The 18,333-nt window shown below is 66.2% G+C and carries 15 protein-coding genes and 1 pseudogene; 7 read left to right on the top strand and 9 right to left on the bottom strand.

What is annotated here, in order from left to right; translation table 11 throughout:
* Positions 1–25: 25 nt before the first annotated feature.
* Positions 26–715, top strand: a complete 690-nt coding sequence (locus tag ACIBO8_RS10030) for a hypothetical protein (protein WP_396114798.1) — start codon at positions 26–28, stop codon at positions 713–715.
* Between the two features lie 54 nt (positions 716–769).
* On the opposite strand, the gene ACIBO8_RS10025 is transcribed toward ACIBO8_RS10030, so the two are convergent.
* The 3 genes from ACIBO8_RS10025 to ACIBO8_RS10015 form a co-directional block, all read right to left on the bottom strand.
* On the bottom strand, positions 770–991 hold the full coding sequence (locus tag ACIBO8_RS10025; protein WP_366157953.1) for a helix-turn-helix transcriptional regulator: 222 nt from the start codon (positions 989–991) through the stop codon (positions 770–772).
* Between the two features lie 230 nt (positions 992–1,221).
* On the bottom strand, positions 1,222–1,926 hold the full coding sequence (gene fabG, locus ACIBO8_RS10020; RefSeq protein ID WP_396114797.1) for a 3-oxoacyl-ACP reductase FabG: 705 nt from the start codon (positions 1,924–1,926) through the stop codon (positions 1,222–1,224).
* Positions 1,927–2,196: 270 nt separating this feature from the next.
* Positions 2,197–4,464, bottom strand: coding sequence for an ATP-binding protein (locus ACIBO8_RS10015; protein ID WP_396114796.1), 2,268 nt, complete (start codon positions 4,462–4,464; stop codon positions 2,197–2,199).
* A 303-nt stretch (positions 4,465–4,767) separates the two neighbouring features.
* Here ACIBO8_RS10015 and ACIBO8_RS10010 point away from each other — a divergent pair, with 303 nt between their 5' ends.
* On the top strand, positions 4,768–5,535 hold the full coding sequence (locus tag ACIBO8_RS10010; RefSeq protein WP_396114795.1) for a class I SAM-dependent methyltransferase: 768 nt from the start codon (positions 4,768–4,770) through the stop codon (positions 5,533–5,535).
* Between the two features lie 264 nt (positions 5,536–5,799).
* Entirely contained in the window at positions 5,800–6,687 is an 888-nt protein-coding gene (locus tag ACIBO8_RS10005; protein ID WP_396114794.1) for a helix-turn-helix transcriptional regulator, read from the top strand.
* A 9-nt stretch (positions 6,688–6,696) separates the two neighbouring features.
* Here ACIBO8_RS10005 and ACIBO8_RS10000 read toward each other — a convergent pair whose 3' ends face one another.
* Positions 6,697–7,653, bottom strand: coding sequence for an MBL fold metallo-hydrolase (locus ACIBO8_RS10000; protein ID WP_396114793.1), 957 nt, complete (start codon positions 7,651–7,653; stop codon positions 6,697–6,699).
* Between the two features lie 250 nt (positions 7,654–7,903).
* Positions 7,904–10,348 carry a phage/plasmid primase, P4 family gene (locus tag ACIBO8_RS09995; RefSeq protein ID WP_396115601.1) on the bottom strand — a complete coding sequence of 815 codons (2,445 nt, stop codon included), beginning with the start codon at positions 10,346–10,348 and terminating at the stop codon, positions 7,904–7,906.
* A gap of 421 nt (positions 10,349–10,769) precedes the next feature.
* Here ACIBO8_RS09995 and ACIBO8_RS09990 point away from each other — a divergent pair, with 421 nt between their 5' ends.
* Complete coding sequence (locus ACIBO8_RS09990) at positions 10,770–11,000, top strand: helix-turn-helix domain-containing protein (RefSeq protein WP_396114792.1); 231 nt, start codon at positions 10,770–10,772, stop codon at positions 10,998–11,000.
* Between the two features lie 29 nt (positions 11,001–11,029).
* Here ACIBO8_RS09990 and ACIBO8_RS09985 read toward each other — a convergent pair whose 3' ends face one another.
* Entirely contained in the window at positions 11,030–12,349 is a 1,320-nt protein-coding gene (locus tag ACIBO8_RS09985; protein WP_396114791.1) for an FtsW/RodA/SpoVE family cell cycle protein, read from the bottom strand.
* 43 nt (positions 12,350–12,392) lie between these two features.
* Positions 12,393–14,309, bottom strand: a complete 1,917-nt coding sequence (locus ACIBO8_RS09980) for an NACHT domain-containing protein (protein WP_396114790.1) — start codon at positions 14,307–14,309, stop codon at positions 12,393–12,395.
* A gap of 457 nt (positions 14,310–14,766) precedes the next feature.
* On the opposite strand from ACIBO8_RS09980, the pseudogene ACIBO8_RS09975 reads away from it, so the two are divergent.
* A pseudogene (locus tag ACIBO8_RS09975) lies at positions 14,767–14,953 on the top strand (DNA-binding protein).
* Between the two features lie 11 nt (positions 14,954–14,964).
* Positions 14,965–15,171, top strand: a complete 207-nt coding sequence (locus tag ACIBO8_RS09970) for a hypothetical protein (RefSeq protein ID WP_396114789.1) — start codon at positions 14,965–14,967, stop codon at positions 15,169–15,171.
* Between the two features lie 104 nt (positions 15,172–15,275).
* On the opposite strand, the gene ACIBO8_RS09965 is transcribed toward ACIBO8_RS09970, so the two are convergent.
* Positions 15,276–15,563, bottom strand: a complete 288-nt coding sequence (locus tag ACIBO8_RS09965) for a hypothetical protein (RefSeq protein WP_396114788.1) — start codon at positions 15,561–15,563, stop codon at positions 15,276–15,278.
* A gap of 162 nt (positions 15,564–15,725) precedes the next feature.
* Between ACIBO8_RS09965 and ACIBO8_RS09960 the strand changes: the two genes are divergently transcribed.
* Positions 15,726–16,574 (top strand): diguanylate cyclase domain-containing protein, encoded by an 849-nt coding sequence (locus tag ACIBO8_RS09960; RefSeq protein WP_396114787.1) that lies wholly within the window; start codon positions 15,726–15,728, stop codon positions 16,572–16,574.
* Here the strand turns inward: ACIBO8_RS09960 and ACIBO8_RS09955 are convergent.
* Positions 16,502–18,244: a hypothetical protein gene (locus ACIBO8_RS09955; protein ID WP_396114786.1), complete on the bottom strand. Its 1,743-nt coding sequence runs from the start codon at positions 18,242–18,244 to the stop codon at positions 16,502–16,504. The genes ACIBO8_RS09960 and ACIBO8_RS09955 overlap by 73 nt on opposite strands.
* Between the last annotated feature and the right edge of the window lie 89 nt (positions 18,245–18,333).

Genomic DNA, 18,333 nt, shown 5'->3' with positions numbered 1-18,333 from the left:
GCCGACTGACAGGAGACGGGCGCGCATGGGTGTGACCACGCAGCAGCTGTTGCAGCGGCATATGGGGGTGCGCTTGCCAGCGGACGTACGCCGGTCGCTCATCGCGATGGGAACAGCGTGCAACCAGTCCGCTGTCTACCTGCAAGCCGTATCGGCCCAGGGGATGCAAATCGAAGCAATCCTGGAGGCCCAACGCGCCGCCGACTGCGCGGGCACGCCGGCACCGCAAGCGTTCACCGATCTACAGCGCCTCACCGATCAGCATTTCGAACAGGCCATCGTGGTGCTTGCCCGGGCCGCGACGGTCTACGCGGTCTATGCCACTCAGGTCGCCCAGGCTGTAGTGACCGATGAGATGCCGCCGCCACCGGGCTCCAGTGTCATTCTTCCGTCCGATGTGATTGCCGCGTGGGGCCACTACCTGCCGGAGGTGCGTTTTAGCAGCGATGGTGACGACCGGGTGGCGTCGGAGCAGAACGAGACCGTGGCTCATGCCCGGCGCACACTCAGCGAATTGATCACCGATCGCATGCAGGGCGATCCAGCGTCGGCATACGACGACATCGCGACCGTGACCGTGAGCGATGTCGGTGGCGTCAATCGACTGGTCGAGTTCGCCGATGCCCTGCACGTCTATGCCGGTGTTCTGGTATGGGCGCTCGGCGTCTTCAGCGGAGTGCATCCTGAGCACGCTGGCACTGCTGGGGGCCGCTGAGGTTGCACGGGCCGCCGCAGAATGTCGCAGGCTGCTGCACCGGCGCGCGTGCTGTTAAAAGACGAAGTCGGGATCGACCGGCAGGTGCAGGCCTTCCACCGGGATGTCCAGCGCTGCAGCCAGCAGATGCAGGTTGTACTGGTTGGGATGCTTCCGGTCGTTCTCCCACTTGCTGAGCATGATCAGCAGGGAGGCGATGGTGGCAGCGCCATGGTGCCCGGCCCCGACCTCACGCATCCGGTGCGCCAGTTGTAGCTGCGACCATTGCTTGGCCATGCGGGCACGGCGTAGGCATCGACCGAAGGTGAAGGCTGCCTCCGACCCGTCGTGCGCTTGCGCTTGGGCCGGCTCCATCGCTTCGCCCCCTTCCGTGCGGAATCTCGTCCTTCCGGCTCGCGGGCGCTCCGTTCGGTCGGCGCCCGTCACATATGTGGATTGGTCGCGGGTGTTCAGCACGCCCTTCTCCCCCATGGTGATGTGTCTTGGCTAGCGCCCTGCTGGGATTGCTAGTGACCCATGCCGGCGCCGCCGTCGACGGGCAACACCGCCCCGGAGATGTAGCCGGCCTGGTCGCTGGCGAGGAAAGCGACCGCCGCCGCGACCTCCTCAGGCTGAGCTGCGCGGCCGAGCGGGATCTGTGATCGCATGTGCTCACGTTGCGCGTCGGTCAGGGACGCGGTCATGTCCGTCTCGGTGTAGCCGGGAGCGACAACGTTCGCGGTGATGTTGCGGCTGCCGAGCTCGCGCGTCAGTGAACGCGCGAAGCCGACCAATCCTGCTTTGGAGGCCGCATAGTTCGCCTGTCCCTTTTCACCGCGCAGCGCCACCGCCGACGAGATGAAGATCAGCCGTCCCCACCTGGCCTTCAGCATCGCCCGGGTGGCGCGCTTGGCGATACGGAAGGCTCCCGTCAGGTTGGTGTCGACAACGGACGCGAATTCCTCCTCGGCCATCCGCACCAGAAGCAGATCCCGAGTGATGCCCGCATTCATCACGACCACCTCGGCCGGGCCCAGCTCCTCTTCGACCGCCGCGAATGCCGCTTCCACCGTCTCCGGGTCATTGACGTCGCAGCGGACCGACATCAGGCTCGACGACGGTGCAGCGTCGCGGTAAGTGATCGCCACGCGATGTCCCTGCTGTGCAAGCAGCAGTGCGGTGGCATGCCCGATGCCGCGGCTTCCTCCGATGACCAGCGCCGTTCGAGTCATGACTTCCTCTCCACAGGACGCGGTGGGTGAGAGCCGTTGGTTCGCGGCTCATGCCGTCCTGGGAGGACGGCTTCGCGTCGACGAAGTCAACATCGTGCACGCGCTGACGATCTTTGACTACACACTGCGATTGCGGCATTGTCACTGTCGAGTTAAGGCAGTGCTTTGCGTGCATTGCGACGCTTTTCATGCAGCGGCGGCCAAGGCGCACGCCGCCCCATGAACCACGAGCTGTGGTCCAATCGCGTGGCTCACCGAGACCGCACGGGTCTACGTCTGGCGAGACGCCACCCAGGCCGCTAGCGCTTTGCGGCTGCGCAGTCCGAGCTTGGCGAGGATCCGCTTCACGTGGGCGTCCACGGTCGCCGAGGCGATGTGGAGTTCTTTACCGATCGCGATGCTGGTGTGGCCTTGGGCTACCAGCTCGGCGATTTCCAGTTCGCGTCTAGTCAATCCGTCACGCATGACCGCTCGGGGGCCGCGCGGCATCGGGTCGCCGAGCGCCACTCGGATCGCATGGGCATGGGCACGTCTGCCATCAGCCGACGCCGCAGCGGTGGCGACCTCATCCAGGACGCGTGCGATCTGCTCGTGGGCGAGAGCGCGCCGGTCCGCGAAGGGTTTGAGGCCTGCCATCAGCACGCCGATCTTGTCCTGACGAGCCTGAGCGGCGCCGAGTAGCCACGCGGCACGCCGCGCGCGATCGCGCGGCTTCGCGGCCCGCTCGAGCCCGGCGGCGGCGACCCAGGCTGCCAGCTCGATAGACCAAGTCTGGCCCCAATGATCATCCATGTCGCTCTGCAAGATCAGGCATCGATCAAGATACGTCGAGGCCTGACGGAGATCGCCGGCTTGCAAGGCTGACAGGGCGGAGGTCCACAGCGCCCAGGAGGTCGCCCAGGGAGCCTGCGCCGCCTCGGCCTGCCGCAGATATTCGGCAGTGGCTTCGACGGCGGCGTCCGGCTCACCTGCGAAGGCGAAGCCCATGGCCCACGTCATTGTGGCCATATGCCGGTCCCCCGCGTCCTCCTGCCCACTGAACAGCGCTCTGACCGCGGCGAGCATGCCGAAGCCCTCTCGCACACCGAGGCCGAGCGCCTTGCGGCCGCCTTCGGCGAACAGCAGCGGGGGAATCGCGCCCACTTGCCACTGCTCCAGGATGTCGTTGGCGGCGGCTATCAGCTTGTCGGCGTCATCAGCGCGTCCTACAGTCACCGCGATCCAGCCGGCCATGGCGGCGACCGCTGCCACGTCAGCGGCCTCTACCGGGTTGGAGATCGCGGCCGCGGAAGCGTCGATCACGCGGTGCAGGTGCTGGCTCACCAGCTCCAGAAAGCCAAAGAAGAACGGGGCCCGGCACCGCACGAGATCGCGGCAGATCGCCCTGGCCGCCGCGAGGTCGCCTCCAACGTAGGCGTGCTCGATGGCAGCCAGGATATCGGGAAGCTGCCGGTGGACAGCCGCCATGACGTCGAGCTCGGCCGGCCCGAGCCACGACGCGGCAGCGCGAGCGACCAGATCGCGGTAGTAGTCGCAATGCAGGTTGCGCAGCCGTTCGACGTCACCGGCATCCGCGAGTCTGCGCTCGCCATACTCACGCACCGTGTTGAGCATCGCGTAGCGGGTCGTGGCGGTGGAGGTGTCCGCCGTCAGTACCGACTTCTGCACGAGCCCGGCCACGTTGTCCATGACCTGCAGAGGATCCATGCCTGCGCCGGCGGCGATCGCCGTAAGGGCTTCCAAGTCGAAGGCATCAGCGAAGACAGACGCCACGGCCCAAAGGCGTTGCTCGGCATGGCTGCACTGCTCGTAGCTCCACGCCACGACGCCTTCAATGCCCTTGAGTACGTGGAACCGGTCGTCGAGGCGCTCGAGCAGGTCGCCCACCGACAGCACGGACATCCGTGCCGCGGCCAGCCGGACAGCCAGGGGCAGGCCATCAAGGCGAGCGCACAGCTCTTCCACACCTGGGTCGGCGCCCAAGACCCTGCGATCCGCGCCGGCAGCGGCGGCGTGTTCGATGAACAGCTGACTCGCAGCGGACAGATCGAGCGGCGGCACGACCAGCGTGTGCTCGCCTTCCACGCCGAGCACCTGCCGCGATGTCGCCAGAATCCGCACGTGCGGCGCCGCCACCAGAAGCGCCCGCACGAACGCCCTGACCTCAGGCACCAGTGACTCGCAGTTGTCCAGCGCCAGCAACACCCGTCGGCCACGCAGATGGTCGAGGATGGTGTCCAGCCCGGCGACACCATTACGGTGAATACCGAGCTCCAAAGCCAGGTGAGCGTATAAGCTTGCCGGGCTGCGGTCGGCTTGAGCAGCCACCGATTCGATGTCTATCATCCAAGCGCTGTCGGCTGACTCCTGCTTGAGGACGCGCAGGGCAAGACGCGTCTTGCCCACACCGCCAGGGCCGGTCAAGGTCAGCAACCGGACATGACTCAGCAGACGACAGACCTTCTTGAGTAGAGCGTCACGGCCGACGAACGGCCCGATGTCCAGCGGCAGATTTCCCCTGATCTCCCCGGCGATCATCGACGGAGATTACCCCGAAGTAGGTAACCACCGCGTCGCTGATTACCCCGTCATGGCGATGCATCCCGGCCGCTGCATCGGCAAGGATCGTTGTTTGCCCGTAGTTGCCCCGTTGCAGTCGGCACCAAAGACCACCTGGTGTGATCGAGGTCGCATTCCCAATCCAGCCGTAAAACGAATTGGACAGAAATGCATGCGCTTAGCAGGGCCGGCACGGCCCATGCAACTCACGAGTCACTGGTACGGCGTTTCTACGACGAGGGCCCGGACGGAGAAGCGGCAGCCCTCGCCTACATCGCGATGATGGGCGACACCTGGTTCCACGGGGATTGGGCCGTCCAGAAAGCCGGCGGATCCCCGCAGGAAGCCGCCACGGCGATGCTTCGCCGACTCACCGAGCACGCAGGACTGCGCCCGGCCAGCCGCGCGCTGGAGTTCGGCGCGGGAGCAGGCGGCGGTGCCGTGCAGATGGCCGCCATGACCGGAGCGACGATCGTCGGGCTATCGAACACGGAGTCCCTCAACGTGCGCGCACGCCGGCTGGCAGCCGAGCGCGGGGTGAGCGACCTAACCGCCTTTGTGACGGTCGGAGATGAGGACTACAAGGAACTGGCCGCGTGGCCTTCCAAGTCCTTCGACGCGGTGCTGTTCATGGAGTCCGTCTGTCACCTGTCCAACAAGGAGGCCTTCTTCAAGGCCGCCCACCGGATCGTCAAGCCAGGCGGCAGGCTCGTCGGTCTCGACTGGATCCAGCGACCCTACGGCCGGCACCAGACGACCGACGACATCGCCTCGCTGATCGAGCCCGTCTGCGAACACTTCCGCCTGGCGCGGCCCATGGGCACCCTCGACTCGTATACGGCGATGATGCGCAGCGCAGGCTTCGACGTCACGCACGCCGAAGACGAGTTCGCCGGTGAACTCTGCATGGGCAGCACCGAGGCGCCCGAGTCCTGGATGACCTACGAAGGCAGATCCGGCGAGCTCATCAGGAACGGTAAGCAAGCGCTGGACGCCGCTCGCACCGCCGGGGTCTTCACCGTGGGATGGTGGTCCGCCCGACGTACCTGACCCCCACGACGGCGAAGCTCGGTCGTGGACTGCGCTGCGTCAGGAGGATCCGCCGCTTCAACTGATGAGCAGGTTGCCGCTGCGGATCCTGGGCCGCGGCCAGCGACGCATGACCTTCCAGTAGGAGCGAGTCAATAGCGGAGCGAGAGCGCGGACAGCGAAGGCTGAAGTAAATCCGGGGAGGCTTTGCACCTTGCGACCGGCATACGAAGTTGACCGTCACACGAATTCGAACCGACGACACGTCACCGACGAAAACCGCCCATGACAGCGCCAGAAACTACCGGAACCTCAGGTCCGCACCCGTCGGCACCTCGCATTGCGTACAGGGGCAGCGCGGCGACGCCACGTCGGCCCACGTCCGAACCGAATGAACTGGCTCGCCACGTCAAGGCTTGGCGTCTCCGGCTCAAGCCCGAAGACGCCTTCCCAGGTCTGGACTACCACCGCACGAGACGCCGCCGGCAAGCCAGTAAGGAACTGGTGGCCACGTTGACCGGCTGCAGCGTGGGCTGGTACAGCGCCCTGGAGCGCGGTTTGCCGCAGAACTACAGCGACGACTTCCTGAACCGCGTCGCGTACACGCTGAGACTCAGCCCCGCCGAGAAGAGCCTCTTGTTCTTCCTCGCCACCGGGCATGCGCTCGCTGCCGCCGCGGACGAGTCGACGATGCGCTCTACCCCGACGATCCGGCGCATCCTCGAGGCGCAGCCCTGGCCCGCCTACGTCAGCGACGAAGCGTGGGACCTGGTCGCGTACAACGGCGAGATGCGCAAGTGGTTTCCGTGGGTGGCCGGCCACGAGAACAACATCATGCGGTGGGTATTCACGTTCCCCGAGGCCCGCACCCAACTGCACCGCTGGGACACGGACTGGGCGCCGCAGATGTTCGCCCAGATGCAGTTCGCTCAGGCCCGAGCCCCGGACAACAAGCGCCTCGCCGCCGTCATCGACGAGATCCTGGAGCTGAACCCGGACGCCCGACGGTTCAAGGAGCAGCCGCTGACCTACCCGCATCCAGACGGAGACTGCCGCTCCTTGCACTTGCCGCTGCACCGCAAGGTGCAGCCCATTGAGCTGGTCGCGTTCGCACCGATGCGCGCACCCGGTAGCCGCGTCATGATGCTGATCCCGATCGAGTCCGAAGACTGATCGCGGCAGCTACCGCGACACCTTCCGCGGCTCCGCGTCCGCCGCGTGCGCCAGAACTTCCGTGAGATCGTGCGCACCGTCGCCGAGGGCCCGATAGGCGGCCGCCATGGTGATTACCAAACGCTCCGGGTTCCCCCACCCGGCATACGCCGGTGGGATCGTTGACGGAGATCCGGCCTCCCAGTACGACAGTCCAGCCGCGTACGCCTGCTCGGCGCGCTGCGCCACCCACTCCAAGTAGGCCCGGAAGGTGTGCACGCCGGCCGGGTCGGTGACCGGGCCGTGCCCCGGCACGATGCAGTCTGCTCCGGTGGCCAGGATGAGGTCGCAGGCGGCGATCCAGTTGTCGATTGGCCCGGTCCACATGATGGGGTGCCCGTCGATGAACAGGATGTCCCCGGCGTACAGCACCCCGGCGTCGGGTACGTGCACGATCACGTCACCGTCGGTGTGCGCCGGGCCGACCTCGATCAGCTCGACCACACGGTCCCCCACCGGCACCTCCAGCCGACCGGTGAAAGTCCGCGTCGGCGCAGTGACGCGCACGCCGGTGAAGTCGAAGATGCCGAAGTGCCGGCGCATGTAGTCGCCAAGCGGCGTGTCCGGCGAACCCTGGCCGCTTAGCGCCGCGAGCTGCTCGGGCTGCACCTCGTCAGCTAGGCCATGCGCCAATGCGGCCGAGCCGATGACCTCCGCGTCACTGAGCAGTTGATTGCCCCAGCAGTGATCGCCGTTCGCGTGCGTGGTAACCACCGTCTCGATCACCACGCCCGGACACTGCGCCTCGATGGCGTCCAGCAGCTCCCGGGTCAGCGCCACGGTGAACTGCGTGTCGACCAGCAGCGCCCGGTCAGCGGAGACCACCAGCCCACAGTTGCTCCAACCCCACGTACCCGGCGGACTTAGATAGGCGAACGTGCCCCGGTCGAGTGCGTGCAGTCCTCGCGTGTAGAGCGAACCCCCCATGACCGCCATCCTCGTGCAAGATCCACGACACGCACAACACCTCTTATCGATGTTTATCACTAGAGCGGATGTCGGGTAGGTGACAGTAGCCCACGGGGTGACAGGTGACAGATCAACCCCAGGATCCAGTTCACCAGCAACGCGCGCGCACCACGTACACGCGCGCCCGCGCGCGTAGAGCACTCAACCGGGAAAACGCGGCACATCTGTCACCCGTCACCCCGACCGGGCAGCCGCCTGGCGTCGACGATCACGACGCGACCGGCAGAGCACCCTGCCCGTCCTCGCCATTCAGCAGCGCCACGCCGGTGTAGAAGCGTTGCCCCTTGCTGCCTCGCGCGTCAGCGACAGCGAAACGGCCCTGCAGCTCTTGCGTCAGCCGCTTCGCCGACACCGGCCGCTCGCCCAGCTGCTCGCACCACTGCTCGTAGGACTCCCGCAGCACACCCACCGCCGTGCGGACATGCGCCGCCCCAGCCTGCACACGACACCGCTCCTCGACGAAACGACCCACCGTGTCCTGATCCCGCGCGTACGCCGCGGTCGCCGCGGACACCGATGCCGGCTCACGAAGCCCGCCCTCGTGATACGCGGCGGCGCCCGCGATGATCCACGCCAGCACCACCGGCGCATCCTCGGCCAGGCGCTCACCCAGCTTCTTGTCTTGCTGCTCCGGCGGCACCACCCGATTGAACGGCAGCACCCGCACCCGCCTCCAGAACGCCGGACCGCCCGCGCGGGCGATCGGCAGGTGGTTGCCGAGCAGCCACAACGTGTGGCTCGGCTCAAACGTGAACCAGTCCCGGCGCATGAACCGCGCCGACAACGAATCCCGGCCCGTTAGTTGCTTCACCCGGGCCTCCGCGAACCGCTGCCCCTCATCGAGCTCGGCGCACACCACCAGACGAGCACCGGACAGCTGCGCCAACTCCGCGGGATGCTCAGCGTGCTTGCGAACCATCAACATCTCCGACGCTCCAGCCCGCGCGTACCCGTCCTCGCCCCGCCCCAGGGCATGCATAGCCGCCTCGAGCAACGTCGACTTGCCGTTCGCTCCCGGCCCGACGGCGAACGGCAGCAGCTGCTCCAGCACACTGCCGATCGCCGACACCCCGAGCAGCCGCTGTACGTATCCGGCCAGGTCCGCGTCCTCGCCGAAGGTGTCGTGCAGGAACTTGTCGAAGACCTCCGACCGGCGCTCGAAGTCCGGCGCCGCAGCCGTCGAGCGGGTATGCAGCAGGGCCGGATCAGCGGCTCGCAGCCCACCCGTACGCAGGTCTACGACGCCGGCAGGTGTGTTGATCTCGTACGGTCGCGCATCCAGCGCCGCAAACGGCACAGTAACCGCCGGATCGGAACGTGCCAGCCGCACGACCCCGGACACTCCGCCAGCCGAAAGCGCCTGCGCCCTAAACCGTCGCCATCCACCGGCTGTGGGCAGCTGGCGAGCCAGCTCGCGTACAAGCTCGCGATGGCGCTCGGCGTCATCCCACACCCACCGATGGCCGCGCCACAGCAGCCACTGCCCTCGCTGCGGGCAGTACCGAAGCTCATGACCGTGGTGAGCAACCAAGGCGCGCGCAAGGCCATCTTCCGTCGGGCCCCACGCCGCAGGCGAAGGTGCCGTCTCTTTGAGGACTCCTGCGGCGCTATTACCTTGCGGTGTTGGCCCATTCGCCGTTGGGTTGCGCTCTACACCGCCCTCCATAGCCGCAGCGCCGAACCCCGTCCGTCGTAGTGTGCGCGCAGCTTCGGAGTGATTACCTTGATGGTGCAAGACAGCGTACGCATGAAACTTGGTGAGCGGTGTTTCGCTCGCGAAAGCAGTGCTACTGCTAAAGACGAACAGGCGGTCACGGTCGTCAGCTCGTCCCGTGGTCGCGGACACTCCCGTCCGCTTACCTGGCCGTCGCCAGTACCGGGTACGACCGATGGCATGCACCAGGACCCAGCCGGCGGGCTCAAGAATTTCGCTCCAGTCGGTTCGCCGCTCGAAGTCGTCACCGGGCGCATCATCGTGCCCAGTGCCGGACATTGGACGCCTAACAGACGGCGGGGGCACGGCCGGCATGGCATCGAGCGAGCGGACCACCTGCAACAACGCAGCACGCTCGGCAGCCGAGATGGCCGGGATACGTCCAGGTGTCGCGCCCGCCATAGCCGTCCAAGGCCGACGCGTTTCGTGCACAGTGCCGTGCGACGGGGCCACAATCGTGTAGCCGCCCTCACCGCGAGTCTCAGCAAGCGTCTTCACCTTCACGTCAGGATCGACGGCAAGTTCAGCATCAGTGGCCGGTCGACGAGCAAGCTTGAGGTTGTGGCCTACTCGTTCGCCGTGAACCCGATAGAGGATGTGAACACCTCCGGACGGAGTTCGCTCTGTATAGCCCTCGACCGTCAGCCGCCGCCATAAGTCGTCGAGGTTCGCTGCTTTCACCAAGTCGACAATAAGAGTCCCAAGCCCTTCCGTGACCGCGCGACCTTCCAGCTCCAACATCTCGAGATTGCCCGACGCCGCTCCGCATAAGACAGCCAGGCCGGGCGGCTTACCTGCGAACCACGCCCGTACTTGCGCCTCTTCGGCCCGAGATTCTCGATAGCGTCGCCAGGAGACAAGCGGAGCCTTGCTCCCGTCGGCTCTAATGGGAAGTACGGCACATTCGGCGCGATGCCATGCCAACGCAGCTAGTAGCATATTCGGTTGCGGCTTCACACGATCCCCATGAGGCAGTTCTTGTCCGTCCTATCCCGAACGGACCACTGATCAGCGCCCGCAGGCGACGCATCCCGTTCTCCCGCCGCCGCCGAACGGCCGGTCCGCACTTGACATTGGTGCTCAGCGTCGAACGACATCAGAGCTATCGTGACGCCTGTTGAGCATCGCCACACTCACGCACGGTTGGCTAGCTGTCCGAGGCTGTCTCGGCCCACGCCGGCGCAGAGGTAGGGGCAGCGACGTGGAGGATGCACCTCCTCCTAATGAAAGACTCGGGTTAGCCTTAGACAGCTTCTGGGGACACGCTCCCTGGGACAGAATCACACCTGCCGACGTGACCCACGTCCAGCGCGCCTCTTCTGCAACCGGCTCATCAATGAGCTCGCATTATGGGTGAACGGTGATTACCTTGCCATCTGCGGCCGACAAGCAATCCAACAAAGAACTTCTCACTCTCGAAGAGGTCGCTGAAATTTTCAGAGTGCCTCCAGCAACTGTGCGCAAGTGGCGCAGTAACCGCGAAGGGCCATTGGGCTTCCGAGTGGGGAAATACGTCCGCTTCCGGCGTTCCCAGGTCGACAAATTCATCGCCGACATGGAAGAGCGTCAGCGCGAGGTCGACGGCCTGTAGCTTTCCACGCGTAGTTGCGACCCGCTCCTTTAGGATGCGTCACCAATGCGGCCATTGACGCGACGGGAAAGCTGAGGAAGCGGTGCCCACACCAGCCGTACCCACGGAGCGGGCGGATGGGCGTTCAAAGCACGGGCTGCCTCTGGCTCGGAGCGGGCAATCGCGGCGAGAATCCCGATCGCGGTGAGGGTGACCACGAGCTCGCTGCCATTGCCGGAGACGAACGGCAGCGGTTGGTCGGCGAACGGTAGCAGGCCGACCACTCCCCCTATGTTGATCACAGCCTGTGTGAGTAGCCAGGTTGTAATACTTGCTGCACAGAGCCGACGGAACGAGTGATCCACTCGCCGCGCGATCCGGAATCCCGTGTACGCGAGCAACGCAAACAGGGCCAGCACCACCACGCAACCAACCGCGCCAAGGTGTCCGGCGACCTTCACGAAAACGAAGTGCGCCGCACTGGCGTCGATGACCCCAGCGCTCCTGTCGTCCAACGCGTGACCGAACCAACCTCCGTCGGACATGGCCGAACGGGCCGCAGCGAGCTGACCACACGACTGCGCCGTACAATCTTCAGGCCGACCGAAGAAGCTAGCCAGTTCTTCCAGCTGCGGATTCGACTCAGGCACCGAGTCGGTCGCAGTGCCCCGGGAAGCGGCAGCGATCAGCAGACCGACGCCGGCCATGCCGAGTACACCCATCGCACCGAAGACCCGCAGCCGAACGCCGGCGGTCCAGAGCAGTCCGACGACAAGCACCAGCAACACCGCCATCGAGCCGAGATCGTTGTACCCAACCAGCACGAAGCAAAGGCCGATTACCGGGAAAAGCGGCATGGACAACTCGCGCCAATAACGCAGCGATGCTCCCTTCTGTGCGACGACATTGGCGCCCCAAAGCGCAAGGCCGAGCTTAACCAACTCAGAAGGTTGAATCGCCGTTGGCCCAATGTAAAGCGCAACCGACTTAGCCTCGAACGGTCCGAGCTTGGGCGAACTGATCATCCCTAGAGCAGCGAGCGCGAGGATGAGGTCAAGTAAGGCCAGCGACACGAACGCGGCACCCAATACAAGCGGTCCAATGGTGCGCAGCGTGCGTTCCGACAGCCGCTGGCCGATCCAGAAGCCAAGCAGGCCCGGGATGGCGAGGAACTTGTATTTCCAACCGTCGCCCGACGTGTCACCTACAACTGAACTGATCAGCAGCAGAACTCCTGCACTCGCCAGCAGTAGGTAGTACGAGGTGAGCGGTCGCTCCACCACGCGGCGCAGAATTGGCAGAATCTGTCTACCCAATGACTGCCGGGCGAGAAAGTGACGACCGCCGGTTGGCGTTTCACCATTCACCATCACCGCACCTCGCAGATCGACATGATCGCGTCCGAAGAGTACGTCAACGGACCCACTTCCCGGCCTCTCGCGCTCCACCTTTTAAATAGTCCTGAAGTGCGGCGTGGCGAAACTGGTATACGGGGCCAACTTGACGCAGTAGCTGTTTGTCTTGAGCGTCACCCAATAGGCGCATGAAGTCGACCCAGCCATGCCCACGTAGGAACATTGACGCCTGCATGATCCATAGAGCGACAGCAGGGCCGTAGGCGTAGGCGAGAAGACAGCTTGAACCGAAGAGGAGGGCAAAAAACCACCCAAACGACAGTCCCATCAGGGCGAGAATCGCGACGCAGCACAACGTCGCCTGAATCTCATACCGACGTTCAGACCGATAGGCTTCCTCGGAAGTAACCGCCGGGGAATCCGCGAGCGGTTGAGTCCAGATTTTCGAGGAACTGTCAAGGATCTTCCCGACAAGGGCGCCGATAACTACGCCACATGCTGCCCCTACGGGGCCTTGGGAAAAGGCGATACCGTTGATTTGTTGGAACGACACGACTCGCACCGCTATCGACGCAAGGGCGGCAATTGAGAATACAGTGGCCAAGTTGAGGCGCCGAGCCGCCGGATCGGAAGGCGATTGGTCGGGCGGAAGCGATTTTGCTTGCGCTGCACCCTCGTCCGACTGAGCCTTCTGAACCCGAGTCAAAGCCCGTGGCGTCCGACGCACCAGCAATGCTGGCGGGATCAGCCACCAAGCAAGGTCGCGGCGACTGCCCATACGATGCGCGAGCCAACCCAGCCACCGGATCACATGGCGCCGCCGATGATCTTCAGGATATGCCTGGAAGAGAAACCTCTCTAAGAGGTGAGCAAGAAGATCCTCACTAGTTGAAAAGCGCTTCTCATCCAAGAGGTCGCGCGGATCGCCGGCGACGCTATAGGTGTCCCGTGCGAGACTCAACGCCAGCGGCGTAACCATGGTTCGAGCAGCAACACTGTCCGGTCGCAGCTTCAGCTGCGCAATTACCTCTTCCCATGCAGAACGGCGTTCCTTCAATTGTTCACGGAGGAGGAACTCACGTGCCTGCGCGGGGTCCAGCGGGAGGGTCTCCACGACGGCGGCGCCGAAGATCCGACCACCCTGCAAGGCGTGCCGATATTCGGCTGGACGACTTGTCAGGACGACCCGCAGACTGCCTGATTCGCGATCGATAGCCTCGAGAGCGCGGCTACGGTGACTCTCGGGCATTTCGTCGAGACCGTCCAGGAAGAAGGCAACCTTTCCAGCGTTCAACAATTCGCGGACGACTCGGCGTCCGCCGCGCTCGGCCGCTACCAGGCTTGGATAATTTCGGATCAGGACCGACTCGGCCCATTTGAGAAGCGGCGTCCGGGGATTCCAGCTCCCGAGTGTCAACCAAACCGGGACTGCATCGATCTCAGGGTTCTCAAGCACATCAATCAGAAGAAGCAGCATTGCGCCGGTCTTTCCGGATCCCGGAGCACCCAAAATGACTAGACGTGCGCGGCTGTCCGGCAGCTTCATATAGAGTCGCTCACGTAGAGCCGTCACTTCGCCTTGCGTGAACGGCCGACCCTTCGACAGCCGCAGGTCCTTGGCTGGCACTGCAACGTCACCAGCGGCCCATGTCCATCGGACCGCTGCCGGCACCGGGGCGAGAATACCTCTGATCCTCGCCTGGTCACGCCAATAGTTCAGGGTCACTCTCGCGAGATGATCCGAGGAAGCGCCCAGTTGATCATCTGATATCAACTGGTGGTCCTGCTGATCCTGGGGCCATAGGGCCACAATCGCTGCAACGAGAAGCCCAGCACCACCGAACAGTGCTCCCACTACATTCGCCTTATCAACGAGGGAGTCAGCAGGGCCATCCGCGAAGAACATCCACCATGTCGCGGGTGCCATCCCGACCAGAGTTGAGGTGACCGCGATCCGCTTCGCCGAAAGTCGCACCCGCGTAGTGTGCCGGATTCTCTCCGCTGAGCCGACGACGCCCCTGCCTCCGCGGGTCGCCCCGGCGGCTCTGTTGCATTAAGCCATCACCAAGATCACTATCCGCAAGGCTTCCTGCAAGATCCACTAATGCCGGTCCGCCAGCGGGCGCATGTCGGGCGAAAAGGCCGCTCGCGGTCGTTGCGAGCCCTGGGCGCACTGGCGTTCGTCCAGGTTCTCCGAAGGATTTGCGGTGCCAGGGACGACAGATCGCTTAAGCCTTTGCCGCTTCGGCTCGGGGCCGCGTCGTCAACCACCGGCGCCCGGTCTTTTCCCCACACGTGCGATCACGAGTCGGGACCCCGCGGTCCGGCATAACACGACGTCGGCGTACCGGTGGGCCCGGTGCCAGTGCCCGGAGTGCCGAAGGGGCGCACCACTCCCCCGGCCCCATAGTCGCTTGACTATAGTCATGGGTATGGCGGAGAAGGCGATCGGGCTCATGGGCGCCCACGAGTCACAAGCGGCTCGGCGGCAAGCTCAGCCGCCAGCGGGTCTACCAGATCACCAGTGGCGCCGACTTCCCCGCGCCGGTTGCCGTACTGGCCCAAGGCAACATCTGGCTCAGCGCCGACGTCGCACGTTGCGCCATTCACAGGCGGTAGATACTGCTCGCGTGTCCGCCCAACGCGTGCGGAGCTTCCCGCCGAGTAACGCGGGAAGCGGCCGCGGCCGGAAGGTTCTGGGTGCCCTCGACCGCGCTTTGGCCGAGATCGACGCGGAACCCGGTGACGACACAATCACCCTCGCCGACGAGCTCATCGCCGACCTGCAGCGCCCGGGGCGACGCACCGACATCGAAACGACCAGCGGCAGCAGCTGACGTCGCGGTGCCAGCGGCGCGCGACGTCCCGACCGCGCGGAGGTGGCCGCCCAGCTGACCAGCGACGCCTTCACGGCCAGCGCCGAGCAGAACCGGTCGAACGCCTAGCAGACCTTCGGCGGCGACGTGAGGCCCGTGCAGGCCGCCCTGGACAGGGATTCCAGCATGACGTTCAGCGCGGTGGTGGCGGACGACGGGACCGTGCTCGGCGCCCGCCCCGCCAAGTTGCGCAGCGCGCCGGGCACGGCCATGTTCGCGCCGGTACGCGCCCGGGCGCAGCAACGCTCGACGATGGTCTTCGGCGACCTGGTCCAGGACGGCGAGACGCAGCGACTGATCTTCGGCGTACCGTTCACCGCCGCGGGCCAGCGGCGGGTGCGGCTCGCCGCCACCCCCCTCGAAACCCTGGACGTCTTCGCCAAGGGGTTCCTGCAGAGCTCACTGGGCACCCGAGCGGGACACGCGTTCATCGTCGACGCCCACGGGCTGCTGATCGCGTCCTCGGCCGCCGGCGACCTCGGCGCCCGCTGCCCGGTGGGGAGCTCGCCGCCCGGGTGCAGGCCGCCGGGTCGGGCACGGTGGGCGGCGACTACTTCCGCTCGGCGCCGATCCCGGAGAACGGCTGGCGGGTCGTGTTCGTGGCGCCGGAGAAGGTGCTGCTGGAGCCGATCCAGTCCACCGGCCGGCTCGCCTGGGAGATCTTCAGCGGCTGCGCGCTGGCCGTACTCTGCATGGCTGCGCTGGGCGCCACCACGCTGGCCCGCTCGGCCCGGCTGGCCCACGAGCGGCTGCACGACGCGCTGACCGGCCTGCCCAACCGGGCGCTGTTCCTCGAGCGGGCCGCGCGGGCCCGGGCCGAACGGTGCCGCCACGGCGGCGAACTCGCGGTCCTCTTCATCGACCTCGACGGCTTCAAGCTGATCAACGACGCGCACGGCCACGCGACGGGCGACGCCCTGCTCTGCGCGGTGGCCCGCCGGTTGCGGGAGAGGCCCGCGGAAGCGACGTGGTCTGCCGTTTCGGCGGGGACGAGTTCCTCGTGCTCTGCACGGACCTGGCCGGCGAGCACGAGGCCGTCGCCGTGGCCCGGCGCCTGGTCGCCCGGATCGCCCGGATCGCCCGGATCGTACGAGATCCAGGGCCGTACCGTCCGGGTGGGCAGCGTGGTCGGCGTGGCCGTGGCGGACGCGGCCACCACCGACCCCACCGGCCTGATCCACAGCGCAGACCAGGCCATGTACGAGGCGAAGCACGGCGGCCCGCAACCGGATCGAGGTGTTCCACCCGCCGCTCGCGGCCGCCACCGGCACCTGACCGGCGGCGGCGCGGGTCAGCAGAGCGGCACGGCTTCGTCGACGTACGGCGTGCCGAGCAGGGGCCCGCTGGTGGCGCCGTTGTTGTAGAAGGCGTCCGCCGACGCGTAGTACCTGTCGTCCCAGCCGGGTGAGGCGATGCGGTACCACCACGTGTTGCCGTTCTGCACGGCGAACCCCTGGCGGCGGCACGAGATGTCCACGGTCGTGAACGAGGAGATGACAGGTCCCGCGTCGCCACCTGCGTTGAGGTAGTTGGTCCAGGTGTGCGTCGTGCCGCCCACCGTCTCCGCCCGTACGGGGGCGGGGGCGGTGGTGACAGGCGGCGGTTGCCCGCCGCTGTCGCCGGGCGGTTCATGACGCTCGCCGCCGCCCGACGGCGGATCCTCCGCCTGTCCGCCTGTCCGCTGCGGCTCATCGGGGGCCGGCGGTGCCGTCCGGGGATCGATGCGGAAGGTGACCTTCGCACTGCGGCCCTCGCTGAACAACTCGTTGAGCTTGTCCACGATGTTGCCGAAGGTGACCTGGTAGACCGGCCACAGCGCCACCAGCCAACCCAGGGCACCGGCCGCCTTGGCCCCTGACACCACTGTGTCGACATCTCCGGCGCCCATCTCGGACACCAGCTTGGCGGCGGTGACCCGATTGCTGAGCTCTTCGGCGAGTGCGCCGGTCCAGCAGGTCAGGAACTCGTGGAAATCCTGGACCTCGACCAGCACGCCGGCAGGACCGATCGAGAGCCCCGTCATGCACTTCGCTTCGGTGTACGCGACCGCGACGACGTCGACCTTGCCGATGAGGAACTCGACCGCCTCGCGGACGAGCGTGTCGCCCACCGCCTTGGGAGTGGTCCCTGACACGAAGAACTCGTGTTCCGCGATGGAGCCCCGCGGATAACCCACCGTCATGGTGGCGCCGGCGGGCAGGATGACGGTCCGGTTGGCGTCGAAGCTTAGGTGCCTGGCCGTCCACTGGCGCCACGACCAGGACGCGCCCTCCTGCCAGACGTACGCGGGATCGCCGGGGACGGAGACCTCGACCGACACGCCGCGGTTGGACTTGATCTGCACTTCGGCGACTTCGGTGCCCTCCGTGGTGTGGTTCGTCTTCGCGCAGATGTGCACCAGGTCGCTGTGACCGGTGTCCAGATGGAACCAGTCCGGCGCACCGGAACAGGTGAGCGGTGCGGTACGCCCGCCGACCGCAGAGGCCAGCTTGGCGGTGAGCCCGTCCCACCAGGCCCCGGGATCCATCCACGTTGGCACGTTGAGGGAGAAGCGGGAGGTGTCGACGGCGATTCTGCCCGCCCCGAGGCGCCGCGCCGGGATGAAGTCCCAGGCGCCGTCCTCCCCCTGGTGCGCGACGACGGGAACGGCTCCGGGCGACGGCGCCGGTACGGCATCGAACGTCAGGCTCAGCGGCCGTCTCAAGGCGGTGCCGTGAAAGCTGACGTCGAGGCCGCTCCCAGCCGTCGTCACGCCCGTCGTCGCGGAGAGGTCCGCGCTCCGCGGCTGGATCTCGACGGTGCCCGGCCGGCTGAACGTGCCCTTATCCCCGGTGATCGCACCGACACCCGGGATGTCGACCGCCAGGGGTCGTTCCGGCGCAACCTCGACGGAGATGACGCCCCCGGCCCGCGAGGGTGCCCCAGCTGCGGCCTGCGGGGCGGCGTGCTCGGTTCCCCGGTTGTAGGTCACGAAGCCGGCGACCAGCGTCAGCGCCGTGGCGCCCGCGCCAATAAGTCCCCATTTGCGGCGCATAGCGGAGACAATACCGTCTTGACCACGACAGCGTTCCCTCGAGACGGTGGCCGAAGATCCACAAGTGGCTCGGACGTTCGGCCACAACC

Source organism: Actinoplanes sp. NPDC049681, from assembly GCF_044465265.1.
GTDB lineage: Bacteria > Actinomycetota > Actinomycetes > Mycobacteriales > Micromonosporaceae > Actinoplanes.
This window is presented reverse-complemented; position numbering and strand designations above follow the sequence as displayed.